This is a genomic window from Dyadobacter fanqingshengii (assembly GCF_023822005.2).
Classification (GTDB): domain Bacteria; phylum Bacteroidota; class Bacteroidia; order Cytophagales; family Spirosomataceae; genus Dyadobacter; species Dyadobacter fanqingshengii.
In genome coordinates this window covers 3,345,957-3,365,240 of record NZ_CP098806.1, presented here as the reverse complement: position 1 = coordinate 3,365,240, position 19,284 = coordinate 3,345,957, and the positions used below count along the sequence as shown (strand labels likewise).

Annotated in this window: 17 protein-coding genes; 12 read left to right on the top strand and 5 right to left on the bottom strand. The window is 45.3% G+C overall.

The window, feature by feature from the left end:
* Positions 1-8 precede the first annotated feature (8 nt).
* From NFI81_RS14045 to NFI81_RS14030, 4 genes are all read left to right on the top strand, one after another.
* The gene (locus tag NFI81_RS14045) at positions 9-1,511 is read left to right on the top strand and encodes a capsule assembly Wzi family protein (protein ID WP_234611824.1); all 1,503 of its coding nucleotides are present in this window, start codon (positions 9-11) and stop codon (positions 1,509-1,511) included.
* A 151-nt stretch (positions 1,512-1,662) separates the two neighbouring features.
* The gene (locus tag NFI81_RS14040) at positions 1,663-4,062 is read left to right on the top strand and encodes an ABC transporter permease (RefSeq protein WP_234611825.1); all 2,400 of its coding nucleotides are present in this window, start codon (positions 1,663-1,665) and stop codon (positions 4,060-4,062) included.
* A 57-nt stretch (positions 4,063-4,119) separates the two neighbouring features.
* Complete coding sequence (locus NFI81_RS14035) at positions 4,120-4,407, top strand: hypothetical protein (protein WP_234611826.1); 288 nt, start codon at positions 4,120-4,122, stop codon at positions 4,405-4,407.
* 111 nt (positions 4,408-4,518) lie between these two features.
* Positions 4,519-5,727 carry a hypothetical protein gene (locus NFI81_RS14030; protein WP_234611827.1) on the top strand — a complete coding sequence of 403 codons (1,209 nt, stop codon included), beginning with the start codon at positions 4,519-4,521 and terminating at the stop codon, positions 5,725-5,727.
* Positions 5,728-5,767: 40 nt separating this feature from the next.
* On the opposite strand, the gene NFI81_RS14025 is transcribed toward NFI81_RS14030, so the two are convergent.
* Positions 5,768-6,694: a serine hydrolase gene (locus tag NFI81_RS14025; protein ID WP_234611828.1), complete on the bottom strand. Its 927-nt coding sequence runs from the start codon at positions 6,692-6,694 to the stop codon at positions 5,768-5,770.
* Positions 6,695-6,700: 6 nt separating this feature from the next.
* Positions 6,701-8,023: a hypothetical protein gene (locus tag NFI81_RS14020; protein ID WP_234611829.1), complete on the bottom strand. Its 1,323-nt coding sequence runs from the start codon at positions 8,021-8,023 to the stop codon at positions 6,701-6,703.
* A gap of 147 nt (positions 8,024-8,170) precedes the next feature.
* On the opposite strand from NFI81_RS14020, the gene NFI81_RS14015 reads away from it, so the two are divergent.
* The 3 genes from NFI81_RS14015 (at position 8,171) to NFI81_RS14005 (ending at position 12,227) form a co-directional block, all read left to right on the top strand.
* On the top strand, positions 8,171-8,740 hold the full coding sequence (locus NFI81_RS14015; RefSeq protein ID WP_234611830.1) for an RNA polymerase sigma factor: 570 nt from the start codon (positions 8,171-8,173) through the stop codon (positions 8,738-8,740).
* A 541-nt stretch (positions 8,741-9,281) separates the two neighbouring features.
* Positions 9,282-10,778, top strand: coding sequence for a T9SS type A sorting domain-containing protein (locus tag NFI81_RS14010; RefSeq protein WP_234611831.1), 1,497 nt, complete (start codon positions 9,282-9,284; stop codon positions 10,776-10,778).
* Between the two features lie 42 nt (positions 10,779-10,820).
* Positions 10,821-12,227, top strand: a complete 1,407-nt coding sequence (locus NFI81_RS14005; protein WP_234611832.1) for a GH1 family beta-glucosidase — start codon at positions 10,821-10,823, stop codon at positions 12,225-12,227.
* A gap of 25 nt (positions 12,228-12,252) precedes the next feature.
* On the opposite strand, the gene NFI81_RS14000 is transcribed toward NFI81_RS14005, so the two are convergent.
* Entirely contained in the window at positions 12,253-12,483 is a 231-nt protein-coding gene (locus NFI81_RS14000; protein ID WP_234611833.1) for a hypothetical protein, read from the bottom strand.
* 101 nt (positions 12,484-12,584) lie between these two features.
* On the opposite strand from NFI81_RS14000, the gene NFI81_RS13995 reads away from it, so the two are divergent.
* Both NFI81_RS13995 and NFI81_RS13990 read left to right on the top strand, forming a co-directional pair.
* On the top strand, positions 12,585-13,628 hold the full coding sequence (locus tag NFI81_RS13995) for a DUF4097 family beta strand repeat-containing protein (RefSeq protein ID WP_234611834.1): 1,044 nt from the start codon (positions 12,585-12,587) through the stop codon (positions 13,626-13,628).
* 106 nt (positions 13,629-13,734) lie between these two features.
* Complete coding sequence (locus NFI81_RS13990) at positions 13,735-14,706, top strand: ComEA family DNA-binding protein (protein ID WP_234611835.1); 972 nt, start codon at positions 13,735-13,737, stop codon at positions 14,704-14,706.
* 22 nt (positions 14,707-14,728) lie between these two features.
* Here the strand turns inward: NFI81_RS13990 and NFI81_RS13985 are convergent, their stop codons facing one another.
* Positions 14,729-15,499, bottom strand: a complete 771-nt coding sequence (locus tag NFI81_RS13985) for an LOG family protein (RefSeq protein WP_374759350.1) — start codon at positions 15,497-15,499, stop codon at positions 14,729-14,731.
* A gap of 130 nt (positions 15,500-15,629) precedes the next feature.
* On the opposite strand from NFI81_RS13985, the gene rpiB reads away from it, so the two are divergent.
* Positions 15,630-16,061: a ribose 5-phosphate isomerase B gene (gene rpiB / locus NFI81_RS13980; protein WP_234611836.1), complete on the top strand. Its 432-nt coding sequence runs from the start codon at positions 15,630-15,632 to the stop codon at positions 16,059-16,061.
* Here the strand turns inward: rpiB and NFI81_RS13975 are convergent.
* Positions 16,058-17,470 carry a hypothetical protein gene (locus NFI81_RS13975; RefSeq protein ID WP_234611837.1) on the bottom strand — a complete coding sequence of 471 codons (1,413 nt, stop codon included), beginning with the start codon at positions 17,468-17,470 and terminating at the stop codon, positions 16,058-16,060. The genes rpiB and NFI81_RS13975 overlap by 4 nt on opposite strands.
* A 101-nt stretch (positions 17,471-17,571) precedes the next feature.
* Here NFI81_RS13975 and rbfA point away from each other — a divergent pair, with 101 nt between their 5' ends.
* A complete protein-coding gene (gene rbfA, locus NFI81_RS13970; protein WP_234611838.1) occupies positions 17,572-17,955 on the top strand; it encodes a 30S ribosome-binding factor RbfA in 384 nt (127 codons plus the stop codon).
* 16 nt (positions 17,956-17,971) lie between these two features.
* Positions 17,972-19,198 carry an ABC transporter permease gene (locus tag NFI81_RS13965; RefSeq protein ID WP_234611839.1) on the top strand — a complete coding sequence of 409 codons (1,227 nt, stop codon included), beginning with the start codon at positions 17,972-17,974 and terminating at the stop codon, positions 19,196-19,198.
* The last annotated feature ends 86 nt before the right edge of the window (positions 19,199-19,284 follow it).

The window sequence follows — 19,284 nt, the reverse complement described above, 5'->3', positions numbered from 1 at the left end:
AGTGCGTTATGCTCAGGTTCAGACTGATTTTTTACACCACTATCTGCCTTTGTTATTTTCAATGTCTGCGCGTGAATGCGCAAACTGGCCCTGTTTTGCCCTTAGGTTTGAAAGCAGGACTTGAAGCCGGTGCCTACATTTCATCCCCAGAAACGACCCCTTTCTGGCTGCGTACCAACCAGTTTGGCATTGCGCCCATGACCGGTCCGGCAGGACAAATCCAAGCTTCGCTCCGTAGAGATTACGTTTTTTTCGATAGCCTTTCCAATCGTCCGCAAAAGACAGATTGGGGATTTGCAGTGAATCCCGTGCTTACGTATAATGACCAGGATCAGTTCCACGTCCTGTTGCCGGAGGCGCATGTGAAAGCAAGGTTTAAAATGCTGGAAATATATGCAGGGAGACGGCGGGAGATGATGGGTTTGGGCGATACAACATTATCCTCCGGGTTTTATGCAGGTTCGGGCAACGCTTTGCCGATTCCGAAGGTGCAAATTGGGACGATCACGTTTGTTCCGCTAAAATTTACGCGCAATTTTCTGGCAGTACATGCTGGTTTCTCGCACGGGTGGTTTGATGCCGATTATATCAAAGGCGTCAGGTTGCATCAAAAATTCCTCTATTTCAGGCTGGGAAAGGTTAAGTCCAAAAGTAAATTTTACTTCGGGCTCAACCATAATGTGCTTTGGGCAGGTCATTCCGAGGAGTTGAAAAAACATCCTGAACTAGCGTTGAATGGTGAATTGCCATCTTCCTGGAAGTTTTATCCCAATGTGGTGCTGGCTTATACTTCTAAAAACTGGTTTACCAAAAACGGTTATGGATCATTTGACAGTTACCGGTTGGGGAATCATTTGGGAAGCTACGATTTTGCTTTTGAAACGAAGCTTGACGATAAGCAGCTTTTTGTCTACCATCAGCATCCATTTGAAGATGTTTCCAGCATGCTTTTCAAAAATGTGCCGGATGGCTTGTTTGGCGTTAATTTGAAAATGAGATCATTACCAAATAATGCGGGCTTCGCAGTAACGCACCTTACCCTCGAATTCCTGACAACAAAAGACCAGTCCGGATCCTCATTTTACATCCCAGGAAGCACTTACCAGGGTGCTGACAATTATTTCAACCATTCCCAGTATTCAAAAGGCTGGTCCTATTTTGACCGCACCGTCGGCACACCGTTTATTGTGCCTGGTAAGGATATGGATCAGTCGAATCCCACGAGTACGCGCTATTTTCCGAGTAACCGCGTCAATGTCTGGTATGCGGGCGTGCAGGGAGGTTGGCGGAATGTGCTTTCGCTTACTTTAAAGGTTTCTTACAGCCGCAACTTCGGAATGCCGGGACAAGAATTTAGCCCCATACGCGGCCAGTTATCCACTTATCTGGCTGGTGAATATGCGTTTCCTAGCCTAAAAAGGACCACGCTGATAGCCAAATTGGGCCTTGATAACGGGGATCTTTTCGTGAATAGTGCCGGCGGCTATTTTGGCATAAAAAGAAGCTGGTAGAAACGTAAATATAAGCTGTTCACAGCCGAACAAAGTTGTCCGATTTCGGACAACTTTGTTCGTTTTTAAGCATGTAAGGCGTTGATAGTTAGCGCATTGTTGTGAGTGGCATAAATTTGTTGCTAACCCCTTATCTAACTCCTGTCATTATATGCTGAAAAATTACCTGAAAATTGCTTTTCGCAATATCTGGAAGAATAAAGTCTTTTCCGGGATCAACATTATTGGCCTTGCGATAGGAATGGCCGCCTGCATTCTCATCATGGTTTTCGTTTTTTACGAAAATAGTTTTGACAAATTCCACTCCAAAAACATTTACCGGCTCGATGAAGTCCAGAAGTTCAAAGGGATGGTGGCGCCTCAAAAAGTGGCCCTTTCCATGTTTCCTATGGGCCCCACGCTCAAAAATGAGTTTCCGGAAATAAAGAATTTCGTTCGCATCCGAAAGTTTGATGACGTCGCGCTGCTGTATCAGGAGAAAAAAACCGAGCTGGCCAGTGCGCTGTGGGTCGATGAGAATTTTTTGGAAATGTTTGATTATGAGCTTATAGATGGCCAAAAGGGAAATGTGCTGAGAGAACCTAACACGGTCGTTCTCTCTGAGAAAAGCGCGGCGGGTATTTTTGGAAATCAAAATCCGATCGGAAAGTCCATCATTCATTGTGGAGGAGATACGCTCACATTCAAAGTGACCGGTGTGATGAGAAATGTTCCGCCTACATCGCACTTGCAGTTTGACGCCTTGTTTTCCTTCAAAACGATCATCAAGCCGGATTATATGAATAACTGGGGCGGCAACTGGCTGGTAACCTACCTGGAACTAGCTCCCGGCGCCAACATCGCCGCATTGGAAAAGAAATTCCCCGCTTACCTGGGCAGACATATGAGCAAGGAAGGCGCCAGCAGTTATGAGCTTTTCCTGCAGCCGCTCACCGATGTGCACGGAAGATCCACGGAGATAACCCACGATTACATCAATTACCAGAAGTTCGATCGCAATTATACTTACATATTTTCGGTGATCGGCATCATTGTGCTGGTTATCGCCTGCGTCAATTTTATGAATTTGTCCACGGCGCGCTCTACGGGCAGAGCCAAGGAAGTCGGAATCAGGAAGTCTATTGGAGCCCAACGGTTTCAACTGGCCGGGCAGTTTATCGGCGAGTCCATTTTGCTTGCTTTCATGGCATTGGTGCTGGCGATTTTAATGGTGAAGTTGTTAATTCCCGCCGTGAGCAATTTCAGTCAGCGCGAGCTCGATTTTGCTTTTTTTACCAATCCTTCGCTGCTCTTCGGCATCTTGTTCGGAACAGTGGTGATCGGGATATTTTCAGGTTTATATCCGGCCGCATTTCTGTCGTCGTTTCAGCCGATTATGGTTTTGAAAGGCACATTGAAGACCGGTAAAGCCAATTTCAGGAATGTGCTGGTAATCACACAATTTTCAAGTGCCATTTTTTTGATCATTGCCACGGGATTCGCGGTCAAGCAATTGCGCTATATGGAGCAAAAAGATCCTGGTTTTGATAAGGAGCAAGTTGTGATCATTCCGCTCGGTTCGAAGTCCGGCCCTAAATATCAGGCGCTTAAACAAGAATTGCTGTCCGGTTCGTTTGTGTCCGGCGTCACCGGTTCCCAGCAACGGCTGGGCAATAACCTCCACCAGACCGGCGTGACATTTCATGGCGACGGCCCGCAAAAGGAAATAGCTTCTTCCCAAGTGGTTGTGGATCCGGATTATTTGTCTTTATATAAAATTAAAATCATTGCCGGAAGGAATTTCCGCGACGATGCTGCCGACAATGCAAAGGCTTACATTGTCAATGAATCGCTGGCCAGGGAGCTTTTGAAGGATCAGCCAAAATTAACGCTGCAAACCTTGATAGGAAAGCATTTTGGTTTTTCAGGCATGGATTCGGCGGGTGTGATTGTGGGCGTTGCCAAGGATTTTAACTTCAATTCACTGCATCATAAAATAGAAACGCTTTGTCTTTTTAACCAGAAAGATTGGGGTTATGAAGAAATGTCTGTGCGTATAAAAGGTAAGGATGCAAAACAGGCTATCGCGGGCATTCAGGCGGTTTGGAACAGCATTGTGCCTGAGCAGGAATTTGAATATTCATTTCTGGACGACCATTTTGCAACTTTATATAAGGCAGACAGTCAGGTAAGTGAGATCGTGGGCATTCTTGCCGGCCTGGCTATTTTTGTGTCTTGCCTGGGCCTGTTCGGATTGGCTTCCTATTCGGCAGAGCGTCGCATTAAGGAGATTGGTGTGCGTAAAGTAATGGGTGCATCTGTGGCGGGCATTGTTGCGCTGCTTTCCAAAGATTTTTTAAAGCTTGTCATCGTCTCGATTATCATTGCTACTCCCGTCGCCTGGTGGGCGGTGAGCACATGGCTGAAAGATTTTGCGTACAGGATCGACATTGAATGGTGGATTTTTGCGCTGGCCGGGGCACTTTCTGTTGTGGTTGCATTGCTTACCATCAGCTTTCAAAGCGTTAAAGCGGCATTGACAAATCCCGTAAAATCGTTACGAAGTGAGTGAATCAGATTTTCATTGCTAAATACCTCAGCTATGTTGAATTTCTAATCTATAACAATCATGAGCCATATTGCCATTCCCATCCCACCGCTTCAAGGCAAGCAGGAGATCAAAGTTGAAGTAACAATCAATGGTATGAAACAAAACTTGTTTTACCGTGTTGAGCTTTTTTATTGGGAGGACTGCTCAAATCCGGTCGCGCACCGTGCCGATTGCATTAGCGAAATGCTTTCGCATCACGATCCGGAATGGACGGTTTACTACATAGGCGCACCAAATGACGATTTCGTGCCTATTACTTTTGTCAAAAAAGAAAGCCGGAATCTCCTCAGGGAGGCGATTGCTTAGGGTTTGGGATAAAACAACTTATTATTTCCGAAATCTTTATTTGCATCAATGTTGCATTATTGAATCTCATGATTCTATATTTGCATCATTGTTGCATTTAAAGATTTTTTTATGAAAAAGAATTTATTCAAAACACTCCTGACACTTGGCCTTGTTTTCGCGCTTGCTTCCTGCGACACGGATGATGATAATCAGGTTGATCCCGTCGCGCAAAGCGAATTTAAATTCATCCGTATCCTGGTAAACGATGAGGTAAGTAAAGAGATTTCCCTTGTTGATCCTGTTAAGCTGACGGTTGAAAAGTTTGAAGCCCAGTTTCCGAAATCAGCATTGTATGGAACGCAGGCGGGCCGTTTCGGTGCGTTAGTTAACGGAGCCAACAACTTCGTGCAGCTTTTTGACACTGGTTTTGAGGGTCACGGCGACCATGTGGATGTAAAAGGAACGCCCAAATTTGGCGCATTGACCTTCACCGGAAACAAGCCGACGCATTTCAAAAGCAAAGGCGACGAGATCATTACTTTCAATGATGGAGATGGAACGCTGGCCATCGCCAGAGAGGCCGATTTTCACACGCCCGGAGCCAAAATGACTATTATCAACACCGGAAACATTGCCCATCACGGCGCTATGACGAAGTTTGACAACGGCACTTATGCCGTTACGGAGAAGGACGGCTCAGTAGCAGGCACATTGCCCGAGCGCGTGAAGATCATTGATGCTTCCGGCAAAACACTTTTCGCCTCTACACTTCAAACAAAGGGAATTCACGGCAACGCCACCAATGGTACGGTTTCATTATTTGGCTCTTCCAGTGGGATTTTGGTTGTGGAACCCAGCGGAAAACAAAGATTAATCGCCCATTCGGCCGACTTTGGTGACGCATGGTTTGGATCAATCCTGGAAGCAAGAGGAGCTGGAAAATTCATCGGATTCACAGCCGCCAGGGGCGCATATCTGATTGATATCGTTGCCAATACGGTGACACCGATTTTAGCCAATGCCGACATTATGCAGGCAAAAGTGGACTACGCCGGAAATAATCTGGTTACACTACTGCACAGTGGCGAAGTGCGGATTTTCGATTTAAGAACGAATTCAGTGAAGAACAATGGATCCGTAATCCCGGCTACGGCCAAAGATGAAACGCAAAAGCCTCAACTGGAAGCAACGACACGGTTTATATACATTACCCAGCCCAAAAGCGGAGAATTGCTGCGGATAAATGCCGACGATCTTTCCCGGGTTGAAAAAATCAAAGTTTCGGCTACGCCTTATCGTTTGAGCGTGCTGGGCATTGAGTCCGACGAAAGTCATTAGCCATGATAAAACCTTTCGGGCCGCATGGTCCGGAAGGTTTTTAAAACCAGAATTTTTCAGATTCCTGCAAGGGTTTCCAGTCGCTTTTGGGCTCGAAGTGGTTCCAGATGATGGCAGATAACTTGCGGATGAGCACATAACCCTCATTATCTTTTTCCCACGCCTGATCCTGCTGGTTTTTTGTTGCCACACAAAACACATAATCCCCGTGCGGCGCGTGAATGACCAGCACCTCGGACTTGGCCTGATTAACCGCTCCGCTTTTAGCTGCGATCTTGATGTTGGGCGGAACTTGCGAAATAGATTCTCCGTCCCAAAACTGCATCCCCAAATAACGATACATGCGCTCGCTAACCGCCGGGTTGATCGCCTTACCATTGCGGATCATAGCAACAAGCTCGGCCATTTCCCGCGGTGTGGTTTGTCCCCAGCCGTATTTCGCCTGATTTTCTTTTCGCCCGGGTGTGCGCGAGTTGACTCGGATGTTGCCAAATCCATTGCTGTCCAGCCACTGGTTAATGGTTGCGCCGCCACCAGCCATCGCTTGGAGCCAAAGGCTGCCCGTGTTATCACTCTGCGAGATCATTAAATGCACAACTTTCGGTAACGCAATCTTGGTGCTATCCCGGAATGATCCCACAATGCCATTGTCGTATTTCAACGAATCGCGATAGACCAGTTCCTGGTTGAATGCGACTTCACCGCGATTAATTTTATCAAAAATCCCACACAAAATAGGCACCTTAACCATGCTTGCCGTAGGGAAAATCGAGTCTGCGTGGACTTCGGCAATGCGGTTTGTTTTCAGGTTGCGCACATAAATCCCTGCTTCCCCTTTGAATCCGGCCATTGCTTCTTCCAGCTTTTTAACGAGCTTATGGTCCATGGATGTTTTGCCAACGGCGGAAGGCTGAGCCTTTACAAATGATACAGAAAACAGAAGGAGTGAAAGCAGACAATTTCTCATTTATTATTATTCTTTCTTTTGAGCCATCAAATCGCTGGCTTTCATAGGGTTACTTAATAATTTTTCAAATGCTTTCCAGCGTTTTTCAGAATCCTGGCCGGACGTTCTTTCAATGTAACTTTTGACCAGATCCTGTCCGTAATTGTAGTTGATCACATAGCTTCTGTATTTTTTGATGAACCTGAGATAATCCGCAGCGCCTTTTTCAGTAAGCAGGCAATAGTCTGTTAGCCAGCGCAATGCTTCTTTGTCAGTCATGGACTTGTTAACAAGTCCTCTGGCCACCTCATTTCGGGCGTAATTGAGTGCTGAACCGATTTTGGCCGCCTCAAAATAAGCATGTATGCCAGTTGTATCCAGGCCGGCTACCGGCATCAGCACTTGCTTGCAATACTGTTCCTGCTCATCACCGGGAAAAGCAATGGAAATGCCATAGTTGGCGCTTCCTTCTGCAATCAGCGACTGCGGACTAAAAAGGGGATAAAGCGAAATTTCCTGCGAGCCTTTGTCCCGGTAAACATTTTTTTCCAAAAGCGCATTAAAAACGTGATGGCCTGGATAGCCTTCGTGACAAGCCAGATCAATGGCCCTTTGGATAAAGATAGGCTGACTGATATTGATCTGGATCAGGCTTTGGTAATTGCCTTTGTACCAGTTATATCCCGACCACGGCTTGTCCGTCACATATTCCAGCTTGAAATTTTCTCCCGGAGGCAATGTATAATGTTGTAATGTGCGCTTTCTGGCTTCGGCTATCGCCACCTGGAAAACAGTGTCGATTTTGTTTTTTGGAATCAAAAATCGCGTCGCCAGCTTTTGGAACCGGTCGGGAAGAGGGCCTTTTCCCGGTAAAATACCGTCCAGTTTGGCGATCAGATCCTGGAAATGTTTCTCAGAATATACCGGTGCAACGGCATCGAACAAGTCCTTTGATTCCGTATCAAATGGGGCGATTTCACCTGAAAAGATTTTTATTCTCCGCTCAAATGCGGTCAATTGTGACGCGAGCCAGTCGGCGCGGGAGCGGATGGTGTCATTGGTTGAGGCTGCAACCAGTTCGGCGATTTGCTTTTGCAAACCGGAAACTTGGAGGATCAGGCTGTCTTTGGGGAAAGCAGAGGTGTCCCTGACAGCTTTTGGCCGGAGTGAATCCGGCCCGTAATATGCATCCACAAAGTCGGGATCATACTGGCCTATGGTAAGACCAAGCACCACATATTTGCGACCGATTTCTTTTAACCTTGCCTCATCATTTTCAGACTGTTTTTCTGACGAACAGGCGATAATTATACACACAACAATGCATGTAAAAATGCTTTTAATGGTCATTAGGCTACGCTGTTAGATAAAACACCAGTTCCCACATTGAGTGTAAATTACACAGATTGATCGTAAACAGAACTGGAACAGTATTAATAAATATCCAAACGTGCGGATTCAATCCCGGAGTAAAGAACCCAGATAATAATCAATTATATGACTGCCAGGAACATCTACACTGAACAAGAGTTGACATCCCTCCTGAAATCAAACGATCGTAGTGCCTTCGAATATCTGTATGATCACTATTCTCCGGCTTTGTATGGAATCATTATCAAGATCGTAAAGGATGAAGAGCGCGCCTGTGACACCATGCAGGATACGTTTCTCAAAATTTGGAAAAATATTGGAAGTTATAACCCTGAAAAAGGGACATTATTCACCTGGATTTTAAACATTGCCCGTAACACCGCCATTGACAAATTGCGTGTTGAGATCAAAAAAGATAAAATTATCAACCTGGAATCGGTTCGGGACAGAGATCTTTGTTCCGTCGCCATATTTAATCCGCTGCCAGCTACCATGGATTTGCGATCCATCGTAGACCGCTTACTACCTGAGCGCAAACTGCTGATTGAAATGGTTTACTTCCAGGGTTATACGCATGAAGAAGTTTCAGAACGGCTGAGCTTACCTTTGGGAACAGTCAAATCCAGGATTCGCAAGGCGTTGCAGGAATTGCGGCATATATTTGCCGTCGATGTTCCGGAAGCAATTTTTGCCTAACATTCACGTTCACAGTATTTACAAAGCATAAAATCTAAAAATTTCTTTGTCGAATTTTCTCAATGCGACCTGATTTTTCGCTACACGAATTAAATGCTCAGAAAACGTTGAGCTGAATTTCCTTCACCAATTTCTCTTCGAAATATTTCTTATTTTCTTCCGGCCTGAGTTGTAGAAGTGGTTTGTCAACCAAGTCTTCACCATGGCCGAGGTTTCTTGTATCGTTGCTATCCCAGGTTTTGAGAAACTTTAAATAGTTATATCTGCATCATGGACTGCCATTGTTCAACCTGCCAACAAGTTTGAGATATCCCATTTAATTTAATCAACACCAGCACACCATTTAATACAAATAATAGTGTAATAGTACTTTTGAATTTTCGGTAATAATACTTTTGAATTTTGGCTTAGACCTAATTTTAACTCCTATGTGATATAAAAAAAGTGATATTTTGAATTGATCTCACCTATACATTTGTAACGTAGATTTTACTTTTAATGACTTGCTATTACAGCTAATTAATTACAAATCAATTACGTTATGAAAAACTTTACTTTACTCATTTTTTCTTTATTACTAACCCTTGGACTTGCCGGAAATGCCTACGCCACTGACGATTGCGGATGCAAGGATTCAGAGAATGCACTTAAAGACGGAAACTTTGAATCGCTGGACGCCTGGAAAAAATCCGAAGGAACCACTTTCAAGACGGACGACGCATACAATATGTGCGGAAAAAAGAATGGCCTGATCGACCAGTCCGGTTATGTTTACCAGGATGTGCAGATCGCAGGCGGAAGTGCCATTAACATGACCGTTTATGGCGGAACACATAATAAAGATAAAACCCACAAGTTTTATCTGCTGTTTTATAACAGCAATGGAGATGAAATAGAAAGTGCCCGCGTAACCGTTGACATGAATTATCAGGTTACAGGTAATGGGAAACTGGAAAAATACGCACTCAATAAGGACGCTGCTCCCGCAGATGCGGTAAAAGTGCGTTTCGCTTTTTATGCCAGCGGCGGTTATTTTAAAGTTGATGTTGCTTGTATGTCGGTAACACCTCCAACTTGCGAAACCTGTAACAACAACCAGCTTGTTAACGAAAGTTTTGAAAACGGAACAAACAACTGGGCTACAACAGGACATGTGTTTACGGATGCAATCTTCCCGGTATGCGGCTCCAAAAGCCTTATTCTGGCTGGAAATGGCTCGTTTTCCCAGGATTTTGCTTTCGAATCTTCTCTCGGCAACTCGGTAACATTGAGTATATGGGCAGCTGTGAAAGAGAACAGGGACCAGAAAATCGAGGTGATCTTTCTGGACGGTTCCAATAAAGTGCTGGGAACATTGACACAACAGATCGATAAACTCGTAAATGCTGAGCCGGTAGGGATGCAGAAATACATTATCGCCGGCGCTATTCCGCCAAATACAACTGTAATCCGTATCAAAGGATCAGGCACACAAGATTACCTGGCTGTTGACGCGGGCTGCCTTACATTCTCCGGCCCTCCGCTTCCCGTAACATTATCCGCTTTTGATGTTAAAAAAGAAGGGATTGTTGCGACGATTACCTGGTCGACAACTGTTGAAACCAACTCGGACCATTTTGAAGTTGAGCACAGCGGCGATGGCAAGAAATGGACGGTGCTCGACATTGTTGTGGCACAAGGTGAAAGTAAAGAATTGGTGCCATACACCTATACGCACACTAATCCTCTGACTACGAACCTGTATCGGCTGAGAATGGTTGACCAGGACGGCACGTTCGCATTCAGCACGATCAAAAGCCTGAATTTTGATGGGGATGCGCAAATGAAGATTTATCCTAATCCATCTACGGATCACATTGTATTGAGCAGCAGTGAGGCCATTTCCAATGTGAAATTTTACGATCAGAGGGGCGTGCTTGTTCTGACCACAATTCCTGACGCAACGAATGCGATTGATGTCAGAAAACTACATCAAGGCACTTACCTGATCAAAGTTAATGACGGATCGCTAACACGGAGAATCGTTATTGTAAGATAATTTATTAAAAATCAGAGTAAGCCCTTCACCCGTAAATATCGGATGGAGGGCTTTTTTTTACAATATGTTACTAACTTTCCGGCATTTAATGTTGAATCAGTGACCGGGGACATTCATTTCAGTAAGGAGGATTTTGGCGATGATTTCAGTTGGGGAGTGGCCACAGCTGCTTATCAGATAGAAGGCGCAGTGGATAAGGATGGGAGAGGGCCGTGCGTATGGGACAAGTTTGCCAGGCTTAAAGGAAAGATCAAAAATGGCGATAACGCAAGCATTTCCTGCGATTTTTATCATCATTACGAAAGCGACATCGAACTTGTCCGCACATTAGGCTTCAAGGAATTCCGGTTCTCTATTTCCTGGTCACGCATTTTGTCCCAAGGCTTTGGCGAGGTGAATGAAGCAGGCATTGCATTTTATAACAAGTTGATTGACAAGTGCCTGTCTCTTGATATTGTCCCCTGGATCACACTTTATCATTGGGATTTGCCACAAGGTCTTGAAGACCTGGGTGGATGGAAAAACAGGAAAATCCTGGAATGGTTTGAATCGTATGCGACCATTTGCGCCAAAGCATTTGGTGACCGCGTGAAAAAATGGATCATCCTGAATGAGCCGATGGCCGTTGCGGGGCTGGGTTATACGACGGGCCTGCATGCGCCAGGGAGGAAGAGTATCGGCAATTTTTTACCTGTTGTGCATCATCTGGCGATGTGTCAGGCGATTGGCGGTGAAGTAATTAGGAGGAATGTCGCCGATGCTTATATCGGAACGGCAATTTCCTGCTCGTATGTACATGCAGCGAGCGCGGATCTGAAAGATGTACGCGCTGCAAAACGCGCCGACGCGCTGATGAACCGCCTTTTTGTCGAACCCGCATTAGGCCTGGGTTACCCGGCGGACGCTTTCAGTTTTTTAGGAAACATTAAAAAATACATGCACGCCGGAGACGCCGAACGACTTCGTTTTGACTTTGATTTTATTGGAATACAAAACTATTTCAGCGTCGTGGTAAAACATTCCTATTTGGCGCCCGTGGTTTGGCTGAAAGAAGTGCCAGCGAAACTCAGAAATGTTCCCATAACTGCTATGGGCTGGGAGGTCAGTGGTGACGGGATGTATGATATTCTCAAACAATTTGATGCTTATGAAGGCATCCGGGAAATTATCGTATCAGAAAACGGTGCTGCATATCAGGATAATGTTGAAGGAAATGCGGTTCATGATTTTGAACGCACATCGTTTTATCAGGAATATCTGAACGCAATTTTAAAGGCAAAAAATGAGGGTGTCAATGTGAAGGGTTACCTGGCATGGACACTGATGGATAATTTCGAATGGGCAGAAGGTTACGCCGCCAGGTTTGGCCTGGTGTATGTGGATTTTCAAAGCCAAAAGCGCATCATTAAAGATTCGGGTAAATGGTTTTCTTCCTTCCTTAAAGACTGAAACACTGCAAGTAATGTCGGTCGAACTATAAATTCAGAATGTTTTTTGCTTCTTTTTCGGAATAATAGGGGCCAAGCTCGGCTTCGTCAATGATCTCCTGAACCTGCTCCTCGGATGCCGGCACACTGGTGTCGCTTGAACCGTTAACATGCGCTTCGGAGAACTTGATCATCCCTTTTTGTTGCAGGTTTTCAAGAATTTTCGTAATCAGTTCCTCTTCTGATTCATTCGTCACTTCAATGTGAAAGGTTTTCATAGTCTCATTTTTTAATTGAATATATTATTCCAAAAATCGTACCGCCATGCAACCTCACAGCCAATTTTAACATCATTTGTCAAAACCTAATCATATTAGACATGAGAAAGAGACAACTACTATGGATAATGCTTACATTTTTTACCGCAGGCACTGTAACGGCGCAAAGCGATAATGATAAGCCTTATGTTACCAAAAACTTCAACAGCGCTAATCTGAAAGAACTTGCCGTGGAAACTTCCGGCGGGTCCATTACTGTGAACGGTGGCCAGAGTAGCGGATTTCAGGTTGAAATGTATGTCAGACCTAACAATTGGAACGGGAGTGATAACCTTAGCAAAGAAGATATTGAAGACCGCCTGGAAGACTACGACATTCTGATCGGCACAGAGGGAAACCGCGTTGTGGCGACTGCAAAGCGGAAAAACAATGTAAAATGGGACAACAAAAAGAGCATATCCATCGGGTTTAAAGTTTCGGCGCCTCGTAATACGACTACAAACCTCAAAACGAGCGGCGGAAGCATTCACATCGCATCGCTGAGTGGCGAACAAAATTTTGCAACCAGCGGCGGAAGCCTGAAAGTGTCTGACCTGGACGGCGTAATCCGTGGAAGGACATCAGGCGGCAGCATTGATGCGAACAATTGCAAAAAAGACATTGAGCTCCATACCAGCGGCGGAAGCATCAAAGCAACCGAACTTACAGGCAAAATCGAGCTGAAAACTTCTGGTGGCAGCATTTTATTGAATAGCCTCGAAGGCGACATTGAAGCACGCACCAGCGGCGGAAGTGTAAAAGGCGATGGCATCAAAGGTGCGCTGAACACAGGCACATCCGGTGGTTCTGTCAGGCTGGCGAATGTTTCTGGAAGCATTAGAGCTAGCACCAGCGCAGGCAGCATTGAAGTTGAAATGGCCAAATTAGGCGAATATGTGGATCTTTCCAGCTCGGCGGGAAGCGTGCGCGTTACGATGCCCATGGACAAAGGCGTTGACTTGGACCTGAAAGGAAATAAAGTCAATATCGCGCTTAAAAACTTCGATGGAGAAGCTGGCAAAGATCGTGTTCGTGGTAAAATGAATGGCGGCGGCATTCCGGTTACGCTTTCAGCAAGCAGCGGAAGTGTCTATGTGAATCAATAACAGAATAAATAGGGAAGGCTGCGAAGATGCGAAAGCGTTTTCGCAGCTTTTTTTTGTGACCAAATTCCAAAACCTGCGTCAAAGTATAAATTCATCGCTTTGACCTATGTTTCGTAAAATCGCAGATCAGCTGCAATCGTATTTTGGTATTTCAAAAAAGGAGGCAAGAGGCGCATTGGTGCTCATGGTGCTTTGCCTTGTGTTACTGTGGTTTCCATTTGTTTTTCGACGATTTTTACTGCCAGTTCTGCCTATTGAGGAACAGCCTGTTAATCTTAAAATGCTGGATAGCCTGGCCAACGAGCTTGAAAAAGCCAACCAATCCAAAATCAGGAAATTCAAGCGGTTTCCGAAGAAGACATTTGCAGAAGAGCCGGCAAAACCTGTCAAGCTTTTCGATTTTGATCCCAATTCAGCATCCATTGAGCAACTTGAAAGGCTGGGAATTCCTGCATTTCTCGCCAAACGAATTGATAAATTCCGAAGCAAGGGAGGCAAATTTCGAAAGAAGGAAGACTTACTGAACATTTATGACTTCCCGGCTGAGCTCTTTCACAAACTGAAAAGACATATGATCATTGCTCCTGCTAATGTTCCCGGAAAACACATTAGCAAAACAGAAACATCAGCCGAAAACAAGAAAGCGCCAACATTCAGCAAGCCTGCAAAGCCGGTTATCGTAGCATTTGACATTAACACCGCAGATACGACGCAGCTTGTAAGGTTGAGAGGAATTGGAAGCAAGCTTTCCTTGCGCATTCTGAAATTTCGGGATGCACTAGGCGGGTTTCATTCTGCGGAGCAATATGCGGAAATCTTTGGCCTGGATTCCATCGCACTGGCGGAACTTCACAGATATGGAAAGGTGAATAGCGACGTCAAAAAGATCAGCATTAACAGCATTACTGCCGAGGAATTAAGCAAACATGCTTATTTCAAAAACAAACGAATCACAACAACCATTGTCAATTTCCGCAATCAGCACGGGCCGTTTCAGGCGGTTGATGATCTGAGCAAAGTGCGGGTTGTGGATAAGGCTACGCTCAAAAAAATAGAACCATATCTTCGTTTTGACTGAGATATGGCTCCCTTTTGAACGCTTAGAAGTTTGGTTTCAACATGTATTTATTGTAGAAATTATCAATCACTCGCACCGCTTCGTCGGGCGTGTCAACCACGCTGATGAGTTTGAGGTCTTCGGGATTGATATTACCCTCGGTCAGCATGGTTCCTTTAATCCAGTCGAGCAAGCCGGTCCAGTAACTGGTCCCAACAAGCACGATTGGGAATCGGCCGATCTTTTTGGTTTGGATCAAAGTCATCGCCTCGAACATTTCATCCAATGTGCCGAAACCACCGGGCATGACGATAAATCCCTGTGAATATTTCACAAACATTACTTTCCTGACAAAGAAAAAATCGAAGTTAATGTTCTTGTCGGGATCGATATAAATGTTGCTGTGTTGCTCAAAAGGAAGTTTTATATTTAATCCAACCGATTTTCCGCCTTGCTCGCGCGCGCCTTTGTTACCCGCTTCCATGATTCCTGGTCCACCGCCTGTGATCACACCATAACCGTGTCTGACGAGCTTTGCAGCAATATCTTCGGCTGTTTTATAATGCGGATTGTCGGAAAGCGTCCGCGCCGAACCGAAGATGGAAACACACGGCCCGATTTTCGCGAGTTTGTCAAAACCTTCGACGAATTCAGCCATCACTTTAAATACAACCCAGGAATCCGCGCTTTTTATTTCATTCCAGTTTTTATCTTCAAACGCCTCTTTGATCCGCTTTTCATCTTCGGGAACCGCGGGGTTCATGAGGGAAACATCTATTAATTGAGCATTGGTTGGTTTTGCTTCTTCACTCATATTCGGGATATTCAATTTAGTTGTTGAAGTAGATAATCGTAACTTTGTTGCCTGCTTCGTTAAAAATATAAAATATTAACTTTAACCGCCGCTGGTGATAAAGCGGATGGTTACAATTAACAAAAAAGTAATGAGAAAAATTGCTATCGGTTCGGATCACGCGGGTTTTCCATACAAGGAGCCGGTCATTAACTGGTTGACGACGAATGGTTTTGAAGTGAAGGATTTCGGCACATATAGTGCTGATTCTGCTGATTATGCAGATTTTGCACATCCCGTTGCGAGCGGTGTCGAAAGCGGTGAGTATGAAAAAGGCGTGCTGCTTTGCGGCAGCGGTCAGGGCGTTTGCATTACGGCCAACAAGCATCAGGGAATCCGTGCAGCATTGGTTTGGGACCTGCCATTGGCAGCCTTGGCACGCCAGCATAATGATGCCAATGTAATTTGCTTACCCGTTCGATTTATCGAACTCGAAACGGCACTGGCAAGCGTAGGGGCATTTCTGGCCACAGAATTTGAGGGAGGCCGTCACCAGACGCGTGTAGACAAGATCGCCTGCTAGATTTTGCGCTGATAAATTCCTTTCCAGGGGCTTAATTCATATTGTTTTCTCAATGCCGGAACGCGATAAAGCAGTTTCGGCATAATGTTCACCTTGTCGATAACGTAGTCGGGCGGGTCCTTTTTGAAATTATCATAAACATGGATCACGCTGTCGAAATTGTCGAGGTTCCTTAAATCGTAGCTGGCGAGCTCCCAGTTGAGATAAGGCGTTGCCGTGTAATTATTGATATACTCTCCGGTATGCTGTCCCAGCACCAGCACGCGTTTGTTTCTGATTTGTTCGGGAAGTTCGGCTTGTTTTGCCCGCAGGTTTTCCAGCTTACCCATGGAAAGTCCGGGAATAATGCCGCGTAATCCCTGATATTGGATCAAAAGGATCACTGCACCCATAGTAATAAATTGCATTTCGTCCGCCCAGCTCTTCTTTCTGAAACTTTGGAAATAGTGGGTTGCATAAAATGCAGCAGGAGGAATAAAGATCACAAACTGCATAGGTGCCATGAATTGCATGAGCGGAATGGTAAACACCGCGATAATGAACCAGAGCGCCATCACCTGCTGGATCCGCGTTTGATAATTCACAAATCTCAATGTGGTGAAGATCCGCATAAAACCCATCACCCCGAAGCCCAGCGGCAGCAACAGCGAGGCGATCAGCGAAGCAAAATCATTAAGATTATATTGTTTGGCCTGAAAAACAGAGGTCAGCAAGTTCCTGTTCAGACTTTCGATGCCGTTGTTCATATAAAAGAACAGCACGACCATCATCAGAGGAAACAAAGATCCAAACAGCCCGAGCAAATGGTGACGGACCGTGGAACCCGTGTAAAACAGTAAAGCCAGAAACGCCCAGATCATGAATAAGGAAGCAGGCAAATAAAACAATGTTGCTATCCCAATATAAAGCCCCATTTCAAAAACCTGCGGCGTCACTTCCCGCCTGACCAATATTTTGACAATGGCACCGAACGCAAAAAGAAGGAATGTATTGGCCATCAGCATGGGCGATAATGTGCCCATATCGAAAGAAATGTTCAGAAACAGTGCATACAGGGCGCCTGGCAGGAATGTGCGTTCGGGAAAAACTTCCCTTGAATGTATTACGTAATTAAAATAGAGGATCTGTACAATGGAAACGGTGACGGCTGCGAGCTGGTAAATCCACTGTTCCCGCCCAAAAAGTGTGTCGATAAGCCAGTAAGTAAGGCCCGAAAATGGACTGACATTATCCCACACATCCCGGTAAAGCATAAAGCCGCGGCCCATTTGCTCGCCTACCAGCATCCAGCTCAGTTCAGGGATAAGCAGCGGCGCACCACCCAGGAAAAATGGAAGGCGGAGCAGTAAGAAAAATACTACCAGACTGATGGTCTGATACCGTGCGTTGACGCGAAAAAAACTTAACAAGAAGTATGCGGATTATATATCTTATCAGAATAACTTTCACGAAATTACAACTCCGCATTCTACAAAAACAAAATAAGTCCGGATATTTGTACTTTTGAAACATGGAATCTAAAAGACAACAAAAAGTAGGGAGGCAGATTCAGAAGGATCTTGGGGAGATATTTCAAAAGGACGCACATCATTTGACGAATGGCTCTTTTGTTACCATTACGGCCGTTCGTGTTACGCCTGATCTGAGCATTGCAAGAGCATATCTGAGCTTTTTGCCCGATAAAAATAAATCAATTTTGCTGGGGACAATTCAGGAGAACACCCGGTTCTTCCGCCAGAAACTGGCAGAAAGGGTGCGTCACCAACTGCGGATTGTGCCTCATTTACAATTTTACATAGACGATACTGCCGAGTATGCGGCCAAAATGGATCTGCTTTTTTCGGATCTTGTTATCCCGCCAGCCCAGCCGGACGAGGAAGAAGAATCCAATTGATCTAAGCGCTTACTAAATGGATCTTTCGTACCGGATCGCCGTCCGCTATTTTTTTTCACGGAACAAACGCAGCTTCATCAGCGTCATAGCGCGCATTGCTATGGCCGGTGTGGCTGTGGGGACAATGGCCATGGTGGTGGTGCTTTCCGTGTTCAATGGAATGGAAGACCTGAACCGCAAAATTTTCAAGACTTTCGATGCCGACATCAAAGTAACACCGACAGAAGGAAGGCGGTTTAAGGTTGATAATGCATTTATTCAAAAAGTCAAATCTGTGGAGGGCGTTAAGCTGGTGACGCAGGTTGTGGAGGATAACGCGCTGGCGCAATACGGTAATCAGCAGATCATTGTCAGGCTGAAAGGTGTGGACAGCACTTTTGAGCGGCAGGGGCAACTGGACACCGCCATCATTGAAGGTTCCTTACAACTTTACGGCACGGGCGGAACTCCTTACGGGGTCATTGCGGAAGGCGTGCGGAATGCCTTGTCCATTTCTCTGGACGACATTATTACGCCTTTGCAATTGATGTATCCCAAAAGAGGCACAAAAACATTAAACCTTACTTCTGCGGAGGCATTTAATCACTTATCACTCAGGCCCGGCGGCATATTTTTTATAGAAACGCGTTACGACGATTATGTGATCGCGCCTATTTCGCTTGTAGAAGGCCTGATGGAATACAAAGGTGAAAGGTCTTCGCTGGAAGTGCAGATCAAGCCTGGTTTTAGCGAACGAAAAGTGAGTAAGGCGATTGCTGAGAAAATCGGGAACAAATTTGTAGTAAAAGACCGGGATTCGCTCAACTCCGACTTGCTCCGTGCGATCCGTCTGGAAAAACTTTTTGTGGCTATAACCTTGTCTTTCATTATTTTAGTAGCTGCAATTAACATTTTCTTCTCGCTGAGCATGCTGGCGATCGAGAAAAAGAAGGATGTTTCCATGCTTTACGCCCTGGGTGCGACGCCGGGACTGATCAGAAGAATTTTCCTGGCTGAAGGGGCTATTGTGGCATTCTCGGGAGCATTGGTCGGACTGGGCGGCGGCATTGCGTTATGCCTGCTGCAACTGAAATACGGACTGGTTTCCATGGGTATGGCAACTTCATTGGTAGATGCCTATCCGGTCAAATTAATATGGGAAGATATACTCTATACTGGCATTATTGTCGTTATCATAACAATGCTGGTGTCTTACATTCCGGCAAGAAGAGCGGCTAAGGCAGGACAAATCCTGCCAACCTGATATTTAAAGAGAAGAACAAAAAATATTAACCGAATCATTTTGACTTACTTTCACACAATCAACTTGAAAAGAAACGGCCGCAATAG

Bases quoted from the DNA above. Each gene is read 5' to 3' on its own strand.
- NFI81_RS14025 (WP_234611828.1), bottom strand. From the start codon at position 6,694: ATGAGAAATTGTCTGCTTTCACTCCTTCTGTTTTCTGTATCATTTGTA.
- NFI81_RS13990 (WP_234611835.1), top strand. From the start codon at position 13,735: ATGTTTCGTAAAATCGCAGATCAGCTGCAATCGTATTTTGGTATTTCA.
- NFI81_RS14015 (WP_234611830.1), top strand. From the start codon at position 8,171: ATGACTGCCAGGAACATCTACACTGAACAAGAGTTGACATCCCTCCTG.
- NFI81_RS13965 (WP_234611839.1), top strand. From the start codon at position 17,972: ATGGATCTTTCGTACCGGATCGCCGTCCGCTATTTTTTTTCACGGAAC.
- NFI81_RS14000 (WP_234611833.1), bottom strand. From the start codon at position 12,483: ATGAAAACCTTTCACATTGAAGTGACGAATGAATCAGAAGAGGAACTG.
- NFI81_RS14005 (WP_234611832.1), top strand. From the start codon at position 10,821: ATGGAGGGCTTTTTTTTACAATATGTTACTAACTTTCCGGCATTTAAT.
- NFI81_RS13995 (WP_234611834.1), top strand. From the start codon at position 12,585: ATGAGAAAGAGACAACTACTATGGATAATGCTTACATTTTTTACCGCA.
- NFI81_RS14020 (WP_234611829.1), bottom strand. From the start codon at position 8,023: ATGACCATTAAAAGCATTTTTACATGCATTGTTGTGTGTATAATTATC.
- NFI81_RS14030 (WP_234611827.1), top strand. From the start codon at position 4,519: ATGAAAAAGAATTTATTCAAAACACTCCTGACACTTGGCCTTGTTTTC.
- NFI81_RS14010 (WP_234611831.1), top strand. From the start codon at position 9,282: ATGAAAAACTTTACTTTACTCATTTTTTCTTTATTACTAACCCTTGGA.
- NFI81_RS13985 (WP_374759350.1), bottom strand. From the start codon at position 15,499: ATGAGTGAAGAAGCAAAACCAACCAATGCTCAATTAATAGATGTTTCC.
- rbfA (WP_234611838.1), top strand. From the start codon at position 17,572: ATGGAATCTAAAAGACAACAAAAAGTAGGGAGGCAGATTCAGAAGGAT.
- NFI81_RS14045 (WP_234611824.1), top strand. From the start codon at position 9: ATGCTCAGGTTCAGACTGATTTTTTACACCACTATCTGCCTTTGTTAT.
- NFI81_RS14040 (WP_234611825.1), top strand. From the start codon at position 1,663: ATGCTGAAAAATTACCTGAAAATTGCTTTTCGCAATATCTGGAAGAAT.
- rpiB (WP_234611836.1), top strand. From the start codon at position 15,630: ATGAGAAAAATTGCTATCGGTTCGGATCACGCGGGTTTTCCATACAAG.
- NFI81_RS14035 (WP_234611826.1), top strand. From the start codon at position 4,120: ATGAGCCATATTGCCATTCCCATCCCACCGCTTCAAGGCAAGCAGGAG.